A 15,613-nucleotide genomic window follows, 5' to 3' on the forward strand; every position below is an offset into this window, starting at 1 on the left:
TCCCCTTAACCATTATATTTTGTTAGATTTGAATTATATAAAACAGCTCTTAGAGCTGTTTTATATAATTCAATGCCTCTTCAAACACTACATCCGCATTCTGTGTTGCATCCAATCGCTTCATCCGTTCAGGCTCTGCCTGCCATAAAGTTTCATAACCCGCACGCACTTTGGCAAAGAAACTCAACTTCTCTTGCTCAAAACGATCCAGTGCACCACGCTCTCGCGCACGGGTCATGCCCAACTCAATCGGTGCATCTAACCAAAATGTAATATTCGGCATTTTCGCGACAAAAGTTTGATTCAAGAGTTGAAGCTTTTCCTCACTTAAACCGCGTCCAGAACATTGATACGCAAAACTGGCATCGGTAAAACGGTCGCTCAACACAATTTTCCCAGCCGCTAATGCAGGTAAAATGACTTGCTGTAAATGCTGTGCACGCGCAGCATATATCAATAACAGCTCAGTATCATGACTCATTTGCTCTTCATGATTCACGGCCAATAGTAGTGAACGAATCTGCTCAGCCAATGGTGTTCCACCCGGTTCACGGGTTAACACCACTTCTTTACCTTGCTGTTCAAAGTACTGATGAATTTTACGAATCAGCGTGGTCTTCCCAACGCCTTCCGTCCCTTCAAAACTAATAAACATTATTCGCCCTGCTTTTTCTTTGAACGTAGCACAGTTAAATATTCTTGCACTGCACGGTTATGGTCTTCTAAAGACGCGGTAAACTTATGCCCACCATTACCTGTGGCAACAAAATAGATATTTTTAGCATCATCAGGATGCATCGCTGCTTCAATTGCCTTCTTACTTGGCAAAGCGATTGGTGTCGGTGGTAAACCATTAATGGTGTAGGTGTTATACGCAGTCGGCGTACGTAAATCATTACGGGTGATATTGCCTTTGTAACTTTCACCCATACCATAAATCACAGTTGGATCAGTTTGCAAACGCATCCCCATTTTCAAACGACGCACAAATACACCTGAAACCTGTTCTAACTCGCTATCAAGACTAGTTTCTTTCTCGATAATCGAAGCCATGATTAACGCTTCATACTTATCTTTATACGGTAAGTTCGGTGCTTTTTTGGCCCAAGCGTCATCTAAAGATTTCATTTGACTGCGATACAAATCAGTTAAGATTTTTTTATCCGTTTCACCTTTGGCAAAGAAATACGTATCAGGCGCAAACAAACCTTCTGGATGCGTATAAGGAATATCTAATTGTTTTAACAATTCAGTTTGAGGAAGATCAAGCAATGTATTGGTGACATTCGAATCTTTTCGCAAACTCTGAATCAATTGTGAAAAAGTGGTTCCTTCAATCACCAAAATACGATTCATCTGTGCATTATCTGCATCAGACAACATATCCATCACTTGACGGATACTCATACCTTCAGTTACTTCGTAAACACCTGCTTTCATGGTGTCGTGAATCATAAACTTCTGATAGAGCTTTAAAATAATTGGAAAGTTCACCTTATTTTCTTTGGCTAAACGATCAATAAATCGTGAGTACGTATCACCAGAAGAAATCACCAAAAGTTGTTTTTTACTTTCTACAGGATAATTTTTAAATAAACTCGACCATACAATGCCAAAGATCACCAAAACAAAAATAACAATGGCGATCAAAAAGGCTTTAAAAAAAGAAAATCTAGATTTCGGTTTAGCTTTTGGCTTTTTCTTACTTTTGCTGGAACTAGGCGGCTTTGGCATATTAATCAATCTGGCTAAGTTTTAAAGTTTCAAATAAATCAAGATAAGGTTGTTGCTCTAAACAACGTTCATGAAATCGAATCACCGCTTTCATTGGGTGTAACGCATTGCAGAAAAATAAACTCTGAATACGCCCAATCTCACTCATATCAATACAACGCTCCTCACATTCCACCTGATATTGCTGCATTCTCGATAAAATTTTGGCACGCATCACACCGTGGACGCCATTATAGCGAAGTTCTGGCGTAATCCACCGATCATTTATACGAATAAAACAATTACTGCTCACCCCTTCAACAATAGCGCCCTGTACATCACTGACCAATGCTTCCAGCCAGCCTTGTTGATCTGCCTCTTGCTTAAGCAATACTTGTTCTAATCTATTTAATGTTTTTAATCCAACCAGATGTGGCATGTTCAACCCTAACGCATGATTTAACATACCACTTTCAATCCATTCAGGTTGAAATGCCTGTGTCACTCTTGGGTAATACCAGACGTAGACGTCAGCAGCATGCAAAGGCAGGCTATAACCTCGATCGCCTTCACCACGGCTAATCACAACTTTTAAAGTGCCATTCAGATTTGGATGTTGCTGTTGTAAGTGCACAAAAGACTTTTCAATAAAGGATAAATCCGCATCGAGACTGAGGCTATTACACGCCAATTTTAAACGTGCAAAGTGAAGTTCTTTTAGCTCAAAATTTCCGTGAAAAATACGTGCGGTGGTAAAGCAACCATCTCCATAGTGAAAAGCTCGGTCTAATAAAGGAATGGAGTCAATCAACTGTCCATTTTTATAACACTGCATGATTTAAGCACCTACCCACTCTGTATAAGACCTACCATCAAAACAAATAAGCCATTGATTTTAAATAAGTATAGCAACTTAAACCGAGAATTAAAAATTTCTTATTTATCAATAATTCAGCAAAGCTTATCTGTTTTATCTATTTCTATTTTTTTCATAACAAATTCGATTTTAATTATTTTTTTTGCAAAAAAACTGGCGTTATGCTGCGTACATATTCCAAACAGTGATTTAGTTTTAAGGGGTTTCTCATGCGTTTTTCTCAAGTTAAAGTCGGTGTCATTGCCGCATTGCTCTCAGTTTCTTCATTTGCGGCACAAGAATTCTTAAACGTTTCTTATGATCCGACTCGTGAGTTATATACAGATTTCAACAAACAATTTGGTACATTCTGGAAACAGCGTACTGGTCAAGACATCGACTTTAAACAATCACACGGCGGCTCGGGTAAACAAGCGCGTGCCGTGATTGATGGCTTAAATGCAGACGTGGTAACACTTGCACTTGCAGCAGATATTGATGAAATTGCTGAAAATGCAAAATTACTTCCAGTTGACTGGCAAAAGAAATTACCGAACAACTCTACGCCATATACATCAACAATTGTATTTCTAGTTCGTAAAGGCAACCCAAAACAAATCAAAGATTGGGGTGATTTAGTAAAACCAGGTGTAGAAATTATTACGCCAAACCCGAAAACATCAGGCGGCGCGCGTTGGAACTACTTAGGTGCATGGGCGTGGGCAAAACATCAAAAAGGTGGTAACGACGCTAAAGCTCAAGAGTTTGTTCGTCAAATTTACAAGCAAACCAAAGTACTTGATTCTGGCGCACGTGGTGCAACGACGACATTTGCTGAGCGCGGTATTGGTGACGTATTACTGGCTTGGGAAAATGAAGCTTATCTTGCTGTACGTGAACAACCAGGTAAATTCGAAATCGTAACTCCTTCTCTGTCAATTCTTGCAGAGCCACCAGTTGCTGTGGTTGAAAAGAATGCTGAGAAAAAAGGTAACTTACAAATTGCTCGTGGTTACTTGAACTATCTGTATTCACCAGCAGGCCAAGAAATTGCCGCACGTAACTTCTACCGTCCACGTAATGCAGCAGTATTAAAAAAATATAGCAATGTATTTAAACCACTTAAATTGGTCACGATTGACCAAGAGTTCGGTGGCTGGACCAAAGTACAAAAAACTCACTTTGATAATGGCGGTGTGTTTGACCAGATCGTCAAGCTCAACAACTCAGCGAAATAATTTACTCAGCGGGTAAATAGGGAGAGCGGACATGATTCATACTGTAATTGTTCCAGGTGTAGGCGGTAGCGAAGCGCAGCATTGGCAGTCTTGGTTACAACAGCAACTCGTGTCTAGCTCTCGCGTTCAACAGAAACATTGGGATCGCCCTGTGCTGAGTGAATGGATTGCCCAATTTGTAAAAACTGTTGCTGCTGCCCCAGCGCCTGTTCAAATCGTTGCTCATAGCTTTGGTTGCTTAACCAGTGTTGCTGCGCTCGCGGAACATTCTGAACTCAGAGCTAAAGTGAAAAATCTGGTCTTGGTTGCCCCTGCAAATCCTGCACGGTTTGGTGAAGCAGGCTTTGCCCGCCACAGCTTGACAGACTATAAACAGTATTTTCAACAACTCAAAATTGACGTGCCAACCACATTATTGATCAGTGAAAATGATCCTTGGTTAGGTTATGTCGATGCATTACAACTGGCACAGGCTTGGAAATTGACACCCATCAATTTAGGTCCTGTTGGCCATATTAATGTTGCTTCGGGATTTGGTCCTTTCCCAGAAATCCTGAACTACTTGCTGCCTGAAAAAAAGACTCAGCTCGTCGCCCGAATGAGTCAGGCAAATTTTAATCTAAAATTTGCCTAACACCACCCCCGTATTTTTAGTATTCGCATTATTTATTTGCTTGTTTTAGCAAACATTTCTCTTTGAGGAAATATCATGTCGCAGCGTTCCCGAGTGCTGCCTGGGTTTGGTCTCTCATTAGGCTTCACCCTCGCTTACGTGTCTTTGATTGTGCTTATTCCTTTATCTGCTGTCTTTATCAAATCTTTAGGGATTGGATGGGATGGTTTATGGGAAATCTTAACTTCAGAACGAATTTTAAAGTCCTTACAACTGAGCTTTAGTGCCGCATTGATTGCCGCGTTGGTCAACGTTGTCTTTGGTCTCTTGCTTGCATGGTGCTTGGTTCGTTATACCTTTCCAGGTAAACGCATTGTCGATGCATTAGTTGATTTGCCTTTTGCATTACCCACTGCCGTTGCAGGTATCGCACTAACCTCTTTGTATGCACCAACAGGTTGGATCGGACAATATCTGACTCCTCTTGGAATTGAAGTGGCTTATACCCCGATTGGTATCACACTGGCTTTAATCTTTATTGGTTTACCCTTCGTGGTTCGTACCGTACAACCTGTACTGAGTGATATTGAAACTGAACTGGAAGAGGCGGCTTCTGCACTAGGCGCCAATCGCTGGCAGACCATTACTAAAATCATTTTGCCAATTTTATTCCCAGCCTTGCTGACAGGTTTTGCTTTAGCATTTGCACGCGGTGTCGGTGAATATGGTTCGGTGATTTTCATTGCAGGTAACCAGCCTTATAAAACAGAAATTGCGCCGTTGATGATCATCTCTCGCTTAGAGGAATATGATTACGCAGGTGCAACCACCATTGCTGTTGTCATGCTTGTTCTATCTTTTGCCATTCTATTTTTAATTAACTTAGTACAAGCATGGGCAAGCCGCCGTACAGGGAGAGTTGCACAATGAGCTTAAACACCAACAGCAATGCTTTAGCACTCAAATTACAAGCCAGAGATGCGACTCGCGAACCGACTTGGGTCCGTTATACCTTGATTAGTGTTGCATTGATCTTTTTCCTAAGCTGCTTAATCCTACCGCTGATTTTGGTTTTTGTTGAAGCCTTCAAACAAGGTCTGACCGTTTATATCAACGCTTTAACCGATTCAGATACGTTATCGGCAGTGAAGTTAACCTTACTTACAGCAGCGATTGCCGTGCCCATTAATGTCGTGTTTGGTGTTGCAGCCGCATGGGCCGTTGCGAAATTCCAGTTTCGCGGTAAAGCCATTTTAACCACGATTATTGATATGCCTTTCTCGGTATCACCAGTAATTGCAGGTTTAATGTTGGTTCTGATTTTTGGTACGCAAGGTTGGATGGGCAGTTGGTTAATGGACCATGACATCAAAATCTTGTATGCCGTACCTGCGATTGTATTAGCTACCATTTTTATTACTGTTCCCTTCGTAGCACGTGAGTTAATTCCTTTAATGGAAGCACAAGGGACTGAGGAAGAAGAAGCTGCCATTGTACTCGGTGCCTCAGGTTGGCAAACCTTCTGGAGAGTGACTTTACCTAATATCAAATGGGGTCTGATTTACGGCGTGATTCTGTGTAATGCCCGTGCAATGGGTGAATTCGGTGCGGTATCCGTGGTTTCAGGTCATATTCGCGGCCAAACCAATACGCTACCGTTACATGTTGAGATTCTTTATAACGAATATACCTTTAGTGCTGCATTTGCTGTGTCTTCATTACTGGCATTTTTAGCGATCATCACTTTGATTTTGAAAACTTGGCTCGAAGTGCGCCAAGACCAAGCAAATAAACATCAGCCGAATCACTAAGGAATAAACAAAATGAGTATTCAAGTTAAAAATATTGAAAAACACTTTGGTGCATTCCACGCGCTGAAAAATATCTCTTTGGACTTTCCTGAAGGTGAATTGGTTGCGCTACTTGGTCCTTCAGGTTGTGGGAAAACAACATTATTACGCATCATTGCAGGTTTAGAATCTGCAGATGGTGGTCAGGTTTTACTTGAAGGTGAAGATGCAACTGACATCCACGTGCGTGAACGTCAAGTCGGTTTTGTATTCCAGCACTATGCCCTGTTCCGCCACATGACTGTTTTTGACAACATTGCCTTTGGTTTACGCGTTCGCCCACGTGCAACGCGCCCTTCTGAAGCTGAAATCAAGAAGCGTGTGACGCGTCTGCTTGATCTGGTACAACTTGGTTTCTTGGCGGATCGTTATCCTGCTCAGCTTTCTGGTGGCCAACGTCAACGTATTGCATTAGCTCGTGCGCTCGCAGTTGAACCACGTGTTTTGTTACTGGATGAACCATTTGGTGCGCTTGATGCGAAAGTCCGTAAAGAATTACGTCGTTGGCTACGTACCTTGCATGATGAGCTGCATATCACTTCGATCTTTGTCACCCATGACCAAGAAGAAGCATTGGAAGTCGCAGATCAAATCATTGTCATGAACAAAGGTGATGTCGAACAAATTGGTTCACCGCGTCAAGTGTATGAAAAACCGGCGACACCATTCGTTTTTGATTTCCTTGGTCAAGCAAATCGTTTTGAAGGCGAGCATACTGGCGGTATTATCCGTATCGGTGATGATCGTATTCAGCTACCAAGTCTATTAAATGCACCACAGGGTAAAGTGATTGCATTTGCACGACCAAATGAATTACATATTCATACTCAACCTCAAGCCAATACCATTGAGGCAACGTTCTTACGTGAGGTATGGATTGCAGGTCGAGTTGTAGCTGAATTACAAGATCGTAGTGGACGAACGATTGAAATTTTATTAAGTGTAGAAGAGGCGAACTTACATCAATTCAAACCCAATCAAACGGTTTGGATTAGTGCGGCTCAACTTCATTTATTTGCAGATCAAACAACGCAAGTTGCTTAGAATAATATCTTGAGGACGGCTAAAATATCCTCGTGAAAATTTAGCCGTTGCTCACTTTTTATGTGGAAAAACGATTATGAACTTTCAACAACTCAGAATTATTCGAGAAACTGTTCGCCAAAACTTTAATTTAACCGAAGCATCTGCTGCACTTTATACCTCCCAATCAGGTGTCAGTAAACATATCAAAGATTTAGAAGATGAATTAGGCGTGCAACTATTTGTGCGTAAAGGGAAACGCCTATTAGGCTTGACTGAACCGGGTCAATCATTATTAAGCATTGTTGAGCGTATGTTGGTCGATGCTGACAATATTAAACGTCTCGCCGATGATTTTAATAAAGTTGATGAAGGTACACTGACCATTGCAACAACCCACACTCAGGCACGTTATGTACTGCCACCGATTGTGAATCAGTTTAAAAAATTATTTCCAAAAGTGCATTTGGTTTTACAACAAGCAAGCCCTGTCGAAATTGCAGAAATGTTGCTGCAAGGTGAAGCGGACATCGGTATTGCAACCGAGTCTTTAACAACAGAAGATAACTTGGCAAGCGTGCCGTACTATGAATGGCACCATAGCATTATCACGCCCAAAGACCACCCTTTAGCAAAACTAGATAAAATCAATCTAGACGTATTAGCTGAATATCCATTGATTACCTATCATGGTGGCTTTACAGGACGTTCGAAAATTGACAAAGCATTTGAAGATGCACAATTACATGCTGATATTGTGATGTCAGCCCTAGATGCCGATGTGATTAAAACCTATGTTGAACTAAACATGGGAGTTGGGATTGTCAATGATGTCGCTTACGATGCAGAGCGTGATTACCGTTTACAGCAAATCAAAACCGATGTATTTGGGGTCAACACCACATGGATCGCGGTGCGTAAAGGACACCTACTCCGCGGCTATGGTTACGAATTTATTTCGCTATGCTCTCCTGAAACAGATATCAAAGCGCTAAAAAGAGTCGCGTACCCTGACGAATAAATCCTCGAGAAAATAAAAGGCTCATCAAGAGCCTTTTATTTTGCCTATTTTCAGGCATAAAAAAACGAGCGTGACACTCGTTTTTTTATGTTGAATGCATGGCTTAGAAGTTAAAGCTTACACCCACTTTTGCAACTGGCATCCACTCGTAACGACTCTTGTCTTGAATTTTGCCTTGCTCTTTTGCAATTTCATCGTTGAGGTTAGCACCACTACCATTAGAAGCAGTACCACCATTCACATTTTGCAATGTCGCAGTTGGATTACCTGTATAGTAAGCTCCGACTTCACCGAATACACCAATGTTTTTATACACTTGTGGCGCGATACCAACACCTAAATATGGCGCGATATCATCTTTATAACGCATTTTACCTGCGATATGAACCTCAGAAGTTGCATTGAAGTCAGTATTGTTTACAGAGAAGTTACGACCTTGACTTACACGACGATCAAGTGCGTAATCGTTATCTAAATAACCAACACCTGTTGCCACGTAAACTGAGTTTGCAAAGTTATTTGCGCTTGTACCCCAAGGACGAATCTCAGCATTTAAATATGCTGTTTTATTGTCCATATCAACGTCATATTTAGAGCCATTTACTTTAAGGTCATCTGACCAAGAAATGTCGCCACCATTATAACCAAGACTCAAGCTCACGTATGGGTTAACTCGATATGAAATTGCACCACCGTAGCCTGTTGTACCTACTTCAGCACGAACTGAAACTGGATCCAAGTATGAAGGGAATGCATAAACTGATTCCTTCACAACTTGCTCATCTGCTGCAAATGCAGTACCTGCAATCGCTGTTAAAGCACCTGCTGCTAACATAACACGCAAAGCTTTCATTGAAGTCTCCTCACAAAACGCTTTTATTTAAATAAATATAATTGTTGCTTGTGGAATAAGCATAAAAGAATGATCGCCAACTTTTTATACAGAAACTGATTACTTTTTGTTATTTTTTGATACAAATTCGAAGGAATTATGTATTCCTAAATTATAGATAAAAAACAATAGGCTCCGTTTTTATTACATTTTTATTGCTTAAATTTAAAACAATATATTGTAACTACTTTTTTCAAAGATTCTGAGGGTCTGCTGCCACTTTATCTATGGTTGCGACATGAGCCGTATACGGCGAAAGATTTTTAGGCGATACAAGGCATAGCTTGCGAAATTTAGGCTTTCTAAATGAACAAGACATAACGATATAGCGACAAAAAAATTCCTTATCCCCAAGGGTTATGACTAAAATTTCCTCATACTTCGTTATGAAACTTGGCAAGGGAATAGCCATTCCCTACGTTTCATGCCTCGTCTGATAAAATTTTAGCTTATAACGCAACCTATTTATAAAATGGCAACAGACCCTACAAAATTAGTGTAAAATCTTCAAAATTTTTTTGGAAGAACGAAGATCATGTCTCAGCTTTCTACAATCATTGAGCAAGCATTTGAAGACCGTGCCAACTATAGCGCAACGGACTGCCCAACAGAAATCCGTCAAGCTGTAGAAGAAGCATTGACTGGATTAGACAACGGTACACTTCGTGTAGCGGAAAAAATCGATGGTGAGTGGGTTGTTCACCAATGGTTAAAAAAAGCAGTTTTACTTTCATTCAAACTCAATGACAATAAGCCGATTGAAGCTTGTGATCTCCGTTTCTATGACAAAGTAGATACGAAATATGCAGGTTGGACTGAAGAGCAATTTAAAGCCGCAGGTGTACGAGTTGTACCTCCTGCTGTCGCTCGTCGCGGTAGCTTCCAAGCAAAAAATGTGATTTTGATGCCTTCGTATGTCAACATCGGTGCTTATGTAGATGAAGGCACCATGGTTGATACATGGGCAACAGTCGGTTCATGTGCACAAATCGGTAAAAACGTTCATTTATCGGGTGGTGTAGGTATCGGTGGTGTTTTAGAGCCATTACAAGCGAACCCAACCATTATTGAAGACAACTGTTTCATCGGTGCGCGTTCTGAAATCGTTGAAGGCGTGATTGTTGAAGAAGGTTCTGTGATTTCAATGGGTGTTTTCATTGGTCAATCAACCAAAATCTTTGATCGTGAAACAGGTGAAGTGCATTATGGCCGCGTACCAGCAGGTTCTGTGGTTGTTGCAGGTAGCCTTCCTTCAAAATGCGGTACTTACAGCCTTTACGCTGCAATCATCGTGAAAAAAGTTGATGCAAAAACACGTGCAAAAACCAGCTTGAACGATTTATTACGCGCTGACTAATTTGTAATATATACGGAACTTGATGGTTCCTCGGAGCTTCTGTCGCTCCTCGTCTCTACGATCAGTCATGGTCGTAGAGATTTTGTTTTTTTATATAGCATGCTGCTTGTGTGGCACCTGTTTGTGGTAACTGTTTATGGCTTCCTTACGTTCTTCTGCAATTCCTGTTTCCGATCCTGCAGCGGGTTTACGCATCACAGAGATTTTTTACTCTTTGCAGGGCGAAGCGAATGCGTTTGGTCTGCCGACGGTATTTATTCGTCTGACAGGTTGCCCTTTACGTTGTAGTTATTGCGATACCACCTACTCTTTTGAAGGCGGTGAACGTTTATCACTCGAACATATCATTGAAACGGCAAGTCAACACAAAACCCCATATATCTGTGTCACAGGTGGTGAGCCGCTTGCTCAACCGAATTGTCTGATTTTATTACAACGCCTGTGTGATCTTGGTTTTGATGTTTCTCTAGAAACCAGTGGTGCTTTAGATGTGTCTAAAGTTGACCCTCGCGTTTCCAAAGTATTGGATTTAAAAACACCAACATCAAAAGAAGACCACCGCAATTTATATAGTAATCTTGACCATCTCACCTCACATGACCAGATTAAATTTGTGATTTGTAATCGTGAGGATTATGAATGGTCAAAACAACAAGTTGAACAATTTCAGTTGCAAGACAAAGTAAGTACCGTCTGGTTCTCACCTGCTTTTGCCATTGAAAAAGGTGCTGTTGCCCTGCCTGCATTGGCGCGTGACTTAGCCCAGTGGATTTTAGAAGACCATCTCCCTGTTCGATTCCAATTACAGTTACATAAGCTGTTATGGAATGATGAATCTGGTCGTTAAAATACTCATCCTGTCCGTTCTGCAAGACAGATCGGCTTTTATCAAATTTATTTTAGGTTGAATCATGGAAAATAATATGCGTTCTCGTGCCATCGTATTATTGTCTGGCGGCTTAGACTCAACAACGTGTCTTGCTTGGGCACAGGCAAACTATGAATGTATCGCCCTCAGCTTTATGTACGGTCAACGTTCGACCACTGAACTTGATGCAGCTAAAGCACTTGCACAACGTGCAGGCGTAGAACATCGCGTCATTAATATTGATTTAGGCAATTTAGGTGGCTCTGCGCTTACAGATCATAACATTGACGTCCCAGAACAATTACAAGAAGGCATTCCTGTAACTTATGTTCCAGCGCGTAACACTATTTTCTTATCTTATGCACTTGCTGCAGCTGAGGTTTTTGACGCTGCTGCCATTGTGATTGGAATTAATGCTGTTGATTATTCAGGATATCCTGACTGTCGCCCTGAATTTATTGACGCTTTTGCCAATCTTGCTCGTCTGGCTACAAAAGCAGGTGTTGAAGGAAAACCCCTTAAAATTGAAACACCTTTGTTACATTTATCCAAAGCGAATATTATACGCTTAGGCATCGAACATGGCGTAGACTATAGTCAAACGGTATCCTGCTATCAGGCAGATGCTCAAGGACGTGCATGTGGCAAATGCGACAGTTGTCGTTTGCGTCAACAAGGGTTTATCGAAGCAGGTATTGCGGATCCTACGCGCTACGCTGAATAACCGATATTAGGGTAAAAATTAGGTACATTATATGAAGTTTTCTAAATCAAATCTTATTCTTTCTACAATGATGTCAGCTGCTGCACTATTTGCAACAGCAACTCACGCAGCTGATAATCCATTACAAACTGCGTATAAAAGTACCAATGTAAAAGCAGCATTGGTCAATGTATGTAAAGACCAAACTGCAAAAGGCGGCAAATTAACTGCTGCTGAAGTAAGCAAGTTCTGTGGTTGTCAAATTGATGCACAAGGTAAAGTAACTGAAGCACAAAAATGGGAAATCCAAAGCGCAATCAATGCGAAGAAAAGCCCAAGTTCTTTAGGTTTTGTACAACAGCAAAATAAAGACTTACAAGCTTGCTTAGGCGCCCCACTGGTAACTAAGTTAGAAAAATTAACTGAAGAAGCAATGAAAGCTGCTCAACAACAGCAGCAGCAAGCTCCGAAAAAATAAGCTTGTATTGCTGAAAACAAAGCCTGCATTTATGCAGGCTTTTTTATTGAGCTTTGTTAAAATCCTATTTATCTAGGATCAGTTGAATAACACCATGCAAGACCAATGGAAAACCAATGCTGAACAAAGGCAATCAATTGTCTCATTCAGTGGCGGCAAAGACAGTTCCCTCGCCTTATACCATGCCATGCAAACAGGCACTGTAATTGGGCTGATTGTGATGCTGGAAGAACAAGGCCAGCGTTCTCGCTCACATGCGATGCCACTGGATATTATTCGCGCACAAGCAGATGCGGTTGGTTTACCCGTATTTATGAACTCTTCGAGTTGGTCTGATTATGAAACAAAGTTTATCGCACTGCTCAATCAAGCCAAACAACACGGTGCTGAAGTATTGGTCACGGGTGATCTTGATATGCCTCAGCACGGCTGCTGGCACGATCAGGTGACTCAACAAGTGGGACTCAAATTGGGTATGCCGCTTTGGTTGCGACCTCACCGTGAAGTGGTCGAAGAATTTATCAAGCTGGGATTCAAAAGTGTCATTGTGACAGTCAACCTAAAGCTCGGTATGCACGTCGATGATCTAGGTAAAATTTTAACCCTAGACTATATCCAAGCATTAGAAGACCGTGGCGTTGATCCATGTGGTGAAGGTGGAGAATTTCACACCACTGTGATTGACGGACCTATTTTTAACAAAGCTATTCCTGTACGTCACGGCGATATTGTTTATCATGAGGAATATGCTTTTTTACCGCTTGAACTTGATCAAAATTAATTTTATCGAAGGATGAACAATGTCTGAGAATATTCAATTACCAAATCATGTTTTCCCAACCACACAAGGTGAAATCAATCTTGCTGAAATCAGCAGTGAATGGTTGGTACTCTATTTCTATCCAAAAGATTCAACCCCTGGCTGTACTACCCAAGCGGTAGGCTTTTCATGCTTGAAAGATCAATTTGACGCCTTAAACTGCCAGATTATTGGTGTATCACGCGATTCAGTTAAAGCGCATCAGAACTTCACAGAAAAGCAATCGCTGAGTATTGATTTAATCAGTGACAAAGAAGAAGTGCTGTGCAAGCACTTCGATGTAATTAAAGAAAAAAATATGTATGGCAAACAGGTAATGGGTATCGAACGCTCAACCTTTATTTTCCATAATAAACAGTTAGTGAAAAGCTACCGTAAAGTCAAAGCGGCTGGACATGCAGAACAAGTGCTAGAAGACCTAAAAGCCTTACAAACAGCTTAGTGCCAATAAGTAACAAAAAAAGCGAGTTTCAGGCTCGCTTTTTTTGTTCAGGCAAATTGCTGTTCGCTTTATGCTTGGCGTATGATAAACAGATTAAAAGAATAAGCTAAAGACATTTAAAATGAATCATCTTCATGTATTGTTATTACTTCCCTTGCTTGCGTTTGTATCAGCATGTAGTTCGAATACATCGATAACATCTCAAGAACAGCCCCCCTTAGCACCACAAATTCAGAAAATGGCGACAGAGATACGCTGCCAAGATATACAAAACCCTGCGTATCAACAGGTGATTCTGAAGGCGATCAATGAAATTCGTCAGCATCCGCGCCAATGCGGAGAGCAATATTTTCCTGCAGTTGCGCCACTGACCTGGAACAATCATTTATATCAAAGTGCCTTTGTTCATGCTGAGGATATGGCGCAACACAATACGCTTGGGCATATCAGTGCCACAGGTCAAGATTTTAGAAGCCGTTTAAAACAAACGCAGTTCAAGGGTCGTGGCGGTGGAGAAAATGTGGCTCGTGGACAGAAAAATTTAAATGATGTGATGGCTACATGGCTAGCCAGTCCCGTGCATTGTCGCAATTTGATGCATCCAAAATTTACAGACTACGCGCTAGCCTGTACAGTTGATCAATCAGCAAAGCAAAAAAGTTATTGGACTCAACAATTTGGTGTTCGATAAAAAAGGAATAAGCATGCAATCTGGCTCAATTACCCCCATTCTCCGTATTTTTGATGTGGAACTCGCCCAATCCTTTTACTTTGATTATTTGGGCTTCCAACTCGATTGGCAACATACTTTTGGAGATAACTTCCCGCTTTATCTACAGATTTCCAAAGGTGATTGCATCATTCATTTATCTGAACATTTCGGTGACGCCAGCCCGCACAGTGCCATTCGTATTTATTGGGAGAATCTCAGTTTGCTTCATACAGAATTAGATGCAAAAGACTATAAATTTGCCAAGCCTCAAGTAGAGAAAACCGATTGGGAAACATTGGAACTAAGTATCACCGATCCATTTTCAAATCGAATCATTTTTTGGGAAGACGCTTAACCTTCCCTTTGTATCAAGATTCATCGATATTGGAGCGGTCATTGTCCTTAAACTTTTGCTGTAGTTTCTGGTAGATCGGTGATTTTTGAAATTCGCTTAGGAACTGAATTGTCCCTTGTGGGAAAAACTCAGTTTGAACCTCACCACGATAATAGGCTTCACGCATTGGTGTTGCTGAAATGGAATCTTTCAAACTATCCAGCTCCACCATCTGCCACTCAGGGAATAAACGTAAATAATAAGAAGATTCATCCTTGAAATGACCGATTAAACCAATTTTTGCATTTGGCTGAATCACGCCATTCACCAAGTCTTTGACCTGTTTGACCCATTTTTCATCGTTATATACATCGACCACATGGACAAAATAAATTCGCTTTTGATCTTGCTCAGAAAAGTTTGACAAGATCATTTGCTCACGCTCAATCGCCAGAAAAGGGTTTTTGATATTCCGTTCAGATTGAGCCGACCCCAAAGCCAAAATCACGTTTTGACTTTTTTGTAATGCAATTTCAATGGTTTGCATATGTGCAAAATGAAATGGTTGAAAGCGTCCAATAAAAACAAGATAGTCAAATGTGTACATAGGCTTAATTTCACTTTTTTGTGAACTCATCAGTTGCGCCATTCTAATAAATATGCGACATAATGAGGACACTTAAAATCAATCTG

19 protein-coding genes are annotated in these 15,613 nt (G+C 41.0%); 14 read left to right on the forward strand and 5 right to left on the reverse strand.

Features of this window, described 5'->3' with window-relative positions:
• Window positions 1-49: 49 nt before the first annotated feature.
• Genes tmk through pabC form a run of 3 tightly spaced genes read right to left on the reverse strand, consistent with a single transcriptional unit; the run spans window position 50 to window position 2,548 of the window.
• Window positions 50-655: a dTMP kinase gene (gene tmk, locus MMO42_RS04245; RefSeq protein ID WP_241319431.1), complete on the reverse strand. Its 606-nt coding sequence runs from the start codon at window positions 653-655 to the stop codon at window positions 50-52.
• Window positions 655-1,734 (reverse strand): endolytic transglycosylase MltG, encoded by a 1,080-nt coding sequence (gene mltG, locus MMO42_RS04250; protein ID WP_241319432.1) that lies wholly within the window; start codon window positions 1,732-1,734, stop codon window positions 655-657. Before mltG ends, tmk begins: the two co-directional genes overlap by 1 nt.
• 1 nt (window position 1,735) lies before the next feature.
• Window positions 1,736-2,548 (reverse strand): aminodeoxychorismate lyase, encoded by an 813-nt coding sequence (gene pabC / locus MMO42_RS04255; protein WP_241319433.1) that lies wholly within the window; start codon window positions 2,546-2,548, stop codon window positions 1,736-1,738.
• 251 nt (window positions 2,549-2,799) lie between these two features.
• On the opposite strand from pabC, the gene MMO42_RS04260 reads away from it, so the two are divergent.
• The 6 genes from MMO42_RS04260 (at window position 2,800) to MMO42_RS04285 (ending at window position 8,314) form a co-directional block, all read left to right on the forward strand.
• Window positions 2,800-3,807, forward strand: a complete 1,008-nt coding sequence (locus MMO42_RS04260; protein WP_241319434.1) for a sulfate ABC transporter substrate-binding protein — start codon at window positions 2,800-2,802, stop codon at window positions 3,805-3,807.
• A 31-nt stretch (window positions 3,808-3,838) separates the two neighbouring features.
• A complete protein-coding gene (locus MMO42_RS04265) occupies window positions 3,839-4,441 on the forward strand; it encodes an alpha/beta hydrolase (RefSeq protein ID WP_241319435.1) in 603 nt (200 codons plus the stop codon).
• Between the two features lie 75 nt (window positions 4,442-4,516).
• The gene (gene cysT / locus MMO42_RS04270; RefSeq protein WP_241319436.1) at window positions 4,517-5,350 is read left to right on the forward strand and encodes a sulfate ABC transporter permease subunit CysT; all 834 of its coding nucleotides are present in this window, start codon (window positions 4,517-4,519) and stop codon (window positions 5,348-5,350) included.
• Window positions 5,347-6,231 carry a sulfate ABC transporter permease subunit CysW gene (gene cysW / locus MMO42_RS04275; protein ID WP_241319437.1) on the forward strand — a complete coding sequence of 295 codons (885 nt, stop codon included), beginning with the start codon at window positions 5,347-5,349 and terminating at the stop codon, window positions 6,229-6,231. Before cysT ends, cysW begins: the two co-directional genes overlap by 4 nt.
• Window positions 6,232-6,243: 12 nt before the next feature.
• Complete coding sequence (locus tag MMO42_RS04280) at window positions 6,244-7,314, forward strand: TOBE-like domain-containing protein (RefSeq protein WP_241319438.1); 1,071 nt, start codon at window positions 6,244-6,246, stop codon at window positions 7,312-7,314.
• A gap of 76 nt (window positions 7,315-7,390) precedes the next feature.
• Window positions 7,391-8,314 (forward strand): CysB family HTH-type transcriptional regulator, encoded by a 924-nt coding sequence (locus tag MMO42_RS04285; protein WP_241319439.1) that lies wholly within the window; start codon window positions 7,391-7,393, stop codon window positions 8,312-8,314.
• 103 nt (window positions 8,315-8,417) lie between these two features.
• Here MMO42_RS04285 and carO read toward each other — a convergent pair whose 3' ends face one another.
• The gene (gene carO, locus MMO42_RS04290) at window positions 8,418-9,167 is read right to left on the reverse strand and encodes an ornithine uptake porin CarO (RefSeq protein ID WP_241319440.1); all 750 of its coding nucleotides are present in this window, start codon (window positions 9,165-9,167) and stop codon (window positions 8,418-8,420) included.
• A 574-nt stretch (window positions 9,168-9,741) separates the two neighbouring features.
• Between carO and dapD the strand changes: the two genes are divergently transcribed.
• From dapD to MMO42_RS04330, 8 genes are all read left to right on the forward strand, one after another.
• Window positions 9,742-10,563 carry a 2,3,4,5-tetrahydropyridine-2,6-dicarboxylate N-succinyltransferase gene (dapD, locus tag MMO42_RS04295; protein ID WP_004654550.1) on the forward strand — a complete coding sequence of 274 codons (822 nt, stop codon included), beginning with the start codon at window positions 9,742-9,744 and terminating at the stop codon, window positions 10,561-10,563.
• A 136-nt stretch (window positions 10,564-10,699) separates the two neighbouring features.
• On the forward strand, window positions 10,700-11,410 hold the full coding sequence (gene queE / locus MMO42_RS04300; RefSeq protein WP_241319441.1) for a 7-carboxy-7-deazaguanine synthase QueE: 711 nt from the start codon (window positions 10,700-10,702) through the stop codon (window positions 11,408-11,410).
• Between the two features lie 76 nt (window positions 11,411-11,486).
• The gene (gene queC, locus MMO42_RS04305; RefSeq protein WP_212749617.1) at window positions 11,487-12,155 is read left to right on the forward strand and encodes a 7-cyano-7-deazaguanine synthase QueC; all 669 of its coding nucleotides are present in this window, start codon (window positions 11,487-11,489) and stop codon (window positions 12,153-12,155) included.
• Between the two features lie 31 nt (window positions 12,156-12,186).
• Entirely contained in the window at window positions 12,187-12,612 is a 426-nt protein-coding gene (locus MMO42_RS04310; protein WP_005151830.1) for a hypothetical protein, read from the forward strand.
• Window positions 12,613-12,706: 94 nt separating this feature from the next.
• Window positions 12,707-13,393 (forward strand): diphthine--ammonia ligase, encoded by a 687-nt coding sequence (locus tag MMO42_RS04315; protein ID WP_241319442.1) that lies wholly within the window; start codon window positions 12,707-12,709, stop codon window positions 13,391-13,393.
• 19 nt (window positions 13,394-13,412) lie between these two features.
• Window positions 13,413-13,874, forward strand: coding sequence for a peroxiredoxin (locus MMO42_RS04320; RefSeq protein WP_241319443.1), 462 nt, complete (start codon window positions 13,413-13,415; stop codon window positions 13,872-13,874).
• Between the two features lie 121 nt (window positions 13,875-13,995).
• A complete protein-coding gene (locus MMO42_RS04325) occupies window positions 13,996-14,565 on the forward strand; it encodes a CAP domain-containing protein (RefSeq protein WP_241319444.1) in 570 nt (189 codons plus the stop codon).
• 13 nt (window positions 14,566-14,578) lie between these two features.
• Window positions 14,579-14,941 (forward strand): glyoxalase superfamily protein, encoded by a 363-nt coding sequence (locus MMO42_RS04330; protein ID WP_241319445.1) that lies wholly within the window; start codon window positions 14,579-14,581, stop codon window positions 14,939-14,941.
• Between the two features lie 13 nt (window positions 14,942-14,954).
• Here MMO42_RS04330 and MMO42_RS04335 read toward each other — a convergent pair whose 3' ends face one another.
• Complete coding sequence (locus MMO42_RS04335) at window positions 14,955-15,527, reverse strand: nicotinate-nicotinamide nucleotide adenylyltransferase (RefSeq protein WP_241319589.1); 573 nt, start codon at window positions 15,525-15,527, stop codon at window positions 14,955-14,957.
• Window positions 15,528-15,613 lie beyond the last annotated feature (86 nt).

Origin of the sequence: Acinetobacter sp. ANC 3882, assembly GCF_022549545.1 — a bacterium.
In the GTDB taxonomy this organism is placed as follows: domain Bacteria; phylum Pseudomonadota; class Gammaproteobacteria; order Pseudomonadales; family Moraxellaceae; genus Acinetobacter.

What these genes read in the sequence shown, in the direction of transcription:
- tmk (WP_241319431.1), bottom strand. Translation starts at nt 655, where the DNA reads ATGTTTATTAGTTTTGAAGGGACGGAAGGCGTTGGGAAGACCACGCTG.
- mltG (WP_241319432.1), bottom strand. Translation starts at nt 1,734, where the DNA reads ATGCCAAAGCCGCCTAGTTCCAGCAAAAGTAAGAAAAAGCCAAAAGCT.
- pabC (WP_241319433.1), bottom strand. Translation starts at nt 2,548, where the DNA reads ATGCAGTGTTATAAAAATGGACAGTTGATTGACTCCATTCCTTTATTA.
- MMO42_RS04260 (WP_241319434.1), top strand. Translation starts at nt 2,800, where the DNA reads ATGCGTTTTTCTCAAGTTAAAGTCGGTGTCATTGCCGCATTGCTCTCA.
- MMO42_RS04265 (WP_241319435.1), top strand. Translation starts at nt 3,839, where the DNA reads ATGATTCATACTGTAATTGTTCCAGGTGTAGGCGGTAGCGAAGCGCAG.
- cysT (WP_241319436.1), top strand. Translation starts at nt 4,517, where the DNA reads ATGTCGCAGCGTTCCCGAGTGCTGCCTGGGTTTGGTCTCTCATTAGGC.
- cysW (WP_241319437.1), top strand. Translation starts at nt 5,347, where the DNA reads ATGAGCTTAAACACCAACAGCAATGCTTTAGCACTCAAATTACAAGCC.
- MMO42_RS04280 (WP_241319438.1), top strand. Translation starts at nt 6,244, where the DNA reads ATGAGTATTCAAGTTAAAAATATTGAAAAACACTTTGGTGCATTCCAC.
- MMO42_RS04285 (WP_241319439.1), top strand. Translation starts at nt 7,391, where the DNA reads ATGAACTTTCAACAACTCAGAATTATTCGAGAAACTGTTCGCCAAAAC.
- carO (WP_241319440.1), bottom strand. Translation starts at nt 9,167, where the DNA reads ATGAAAGCTTTGCGTGTTATGTTAGCAGCAGGTGCTTTAACAGCGATT.
- dapD (WP_004654550.1), top strand. Translation starts at nt 9,742, where the DNA reads ATGTCTCAGCTTTCTACAATCATTGAGCAAGCATTTGAAGACCGTGCC.
- queE (WP_241319441.1), top strand. Translation starts at nt 10,700, where the DNA reads ATGGCTTCCTTACGTTCTTCTGCAATTCCTGTTTCCGATCCTGCAGCG.
- queC (WP_212749617.1), top strand. Translation starts at nt 11,487, where the DNA reads ATGCGTTCTCGTGCCATCGTATTATTGTCTGGCGGCTTAGACTCAACA.
- MMO42_RS04310 (WP_005151830.1), top strand. Translation starts at nt 12,187, where the DNA reads ATGAAGTTTTCTAAATCAAATCTTATTCTTTCTACAATGATGTCAGCT.
- MMO42_RS04315 (WP_241319442.1), top strand. Translation starts at nt 12,707, where the DNA reads ATGCAAGACCAATGGAAAACCAATGCTGAACAAAGGCAATCAATTGTC.
- MMO42_RS04320 (WP_241319443.1), top strand. Translation starts at nt 13,413, where the DNA reads ATGTCTGAGAATATTCAATTACCAAATCATGTTTTCCCAACCACACAA.
- MMO42_RS04325 (WP_241319444.1), top strand. Translation starts at nt 13,996, where the DNA reads ATGAATCATCTTCATGTATTGTTATTACTTCCCTTGCTTGCGTTTGTA.
- MMO42_RS04330 (WP_241319445.1), top strand. Translation starts at nt 14,579, where the DNA reads ATGCAATCTGGCTCAATTACCCCCATTCTCCGTATTTTTGATGTGGAA.
- MMO42_RS04335 (WP_241319589.1), bottom strand. Translation starts at nt 15,527, where the DNA reads ATGTACACATTTGACTATCTTGTTTTTATTGGACGCTTTCAACCATTT.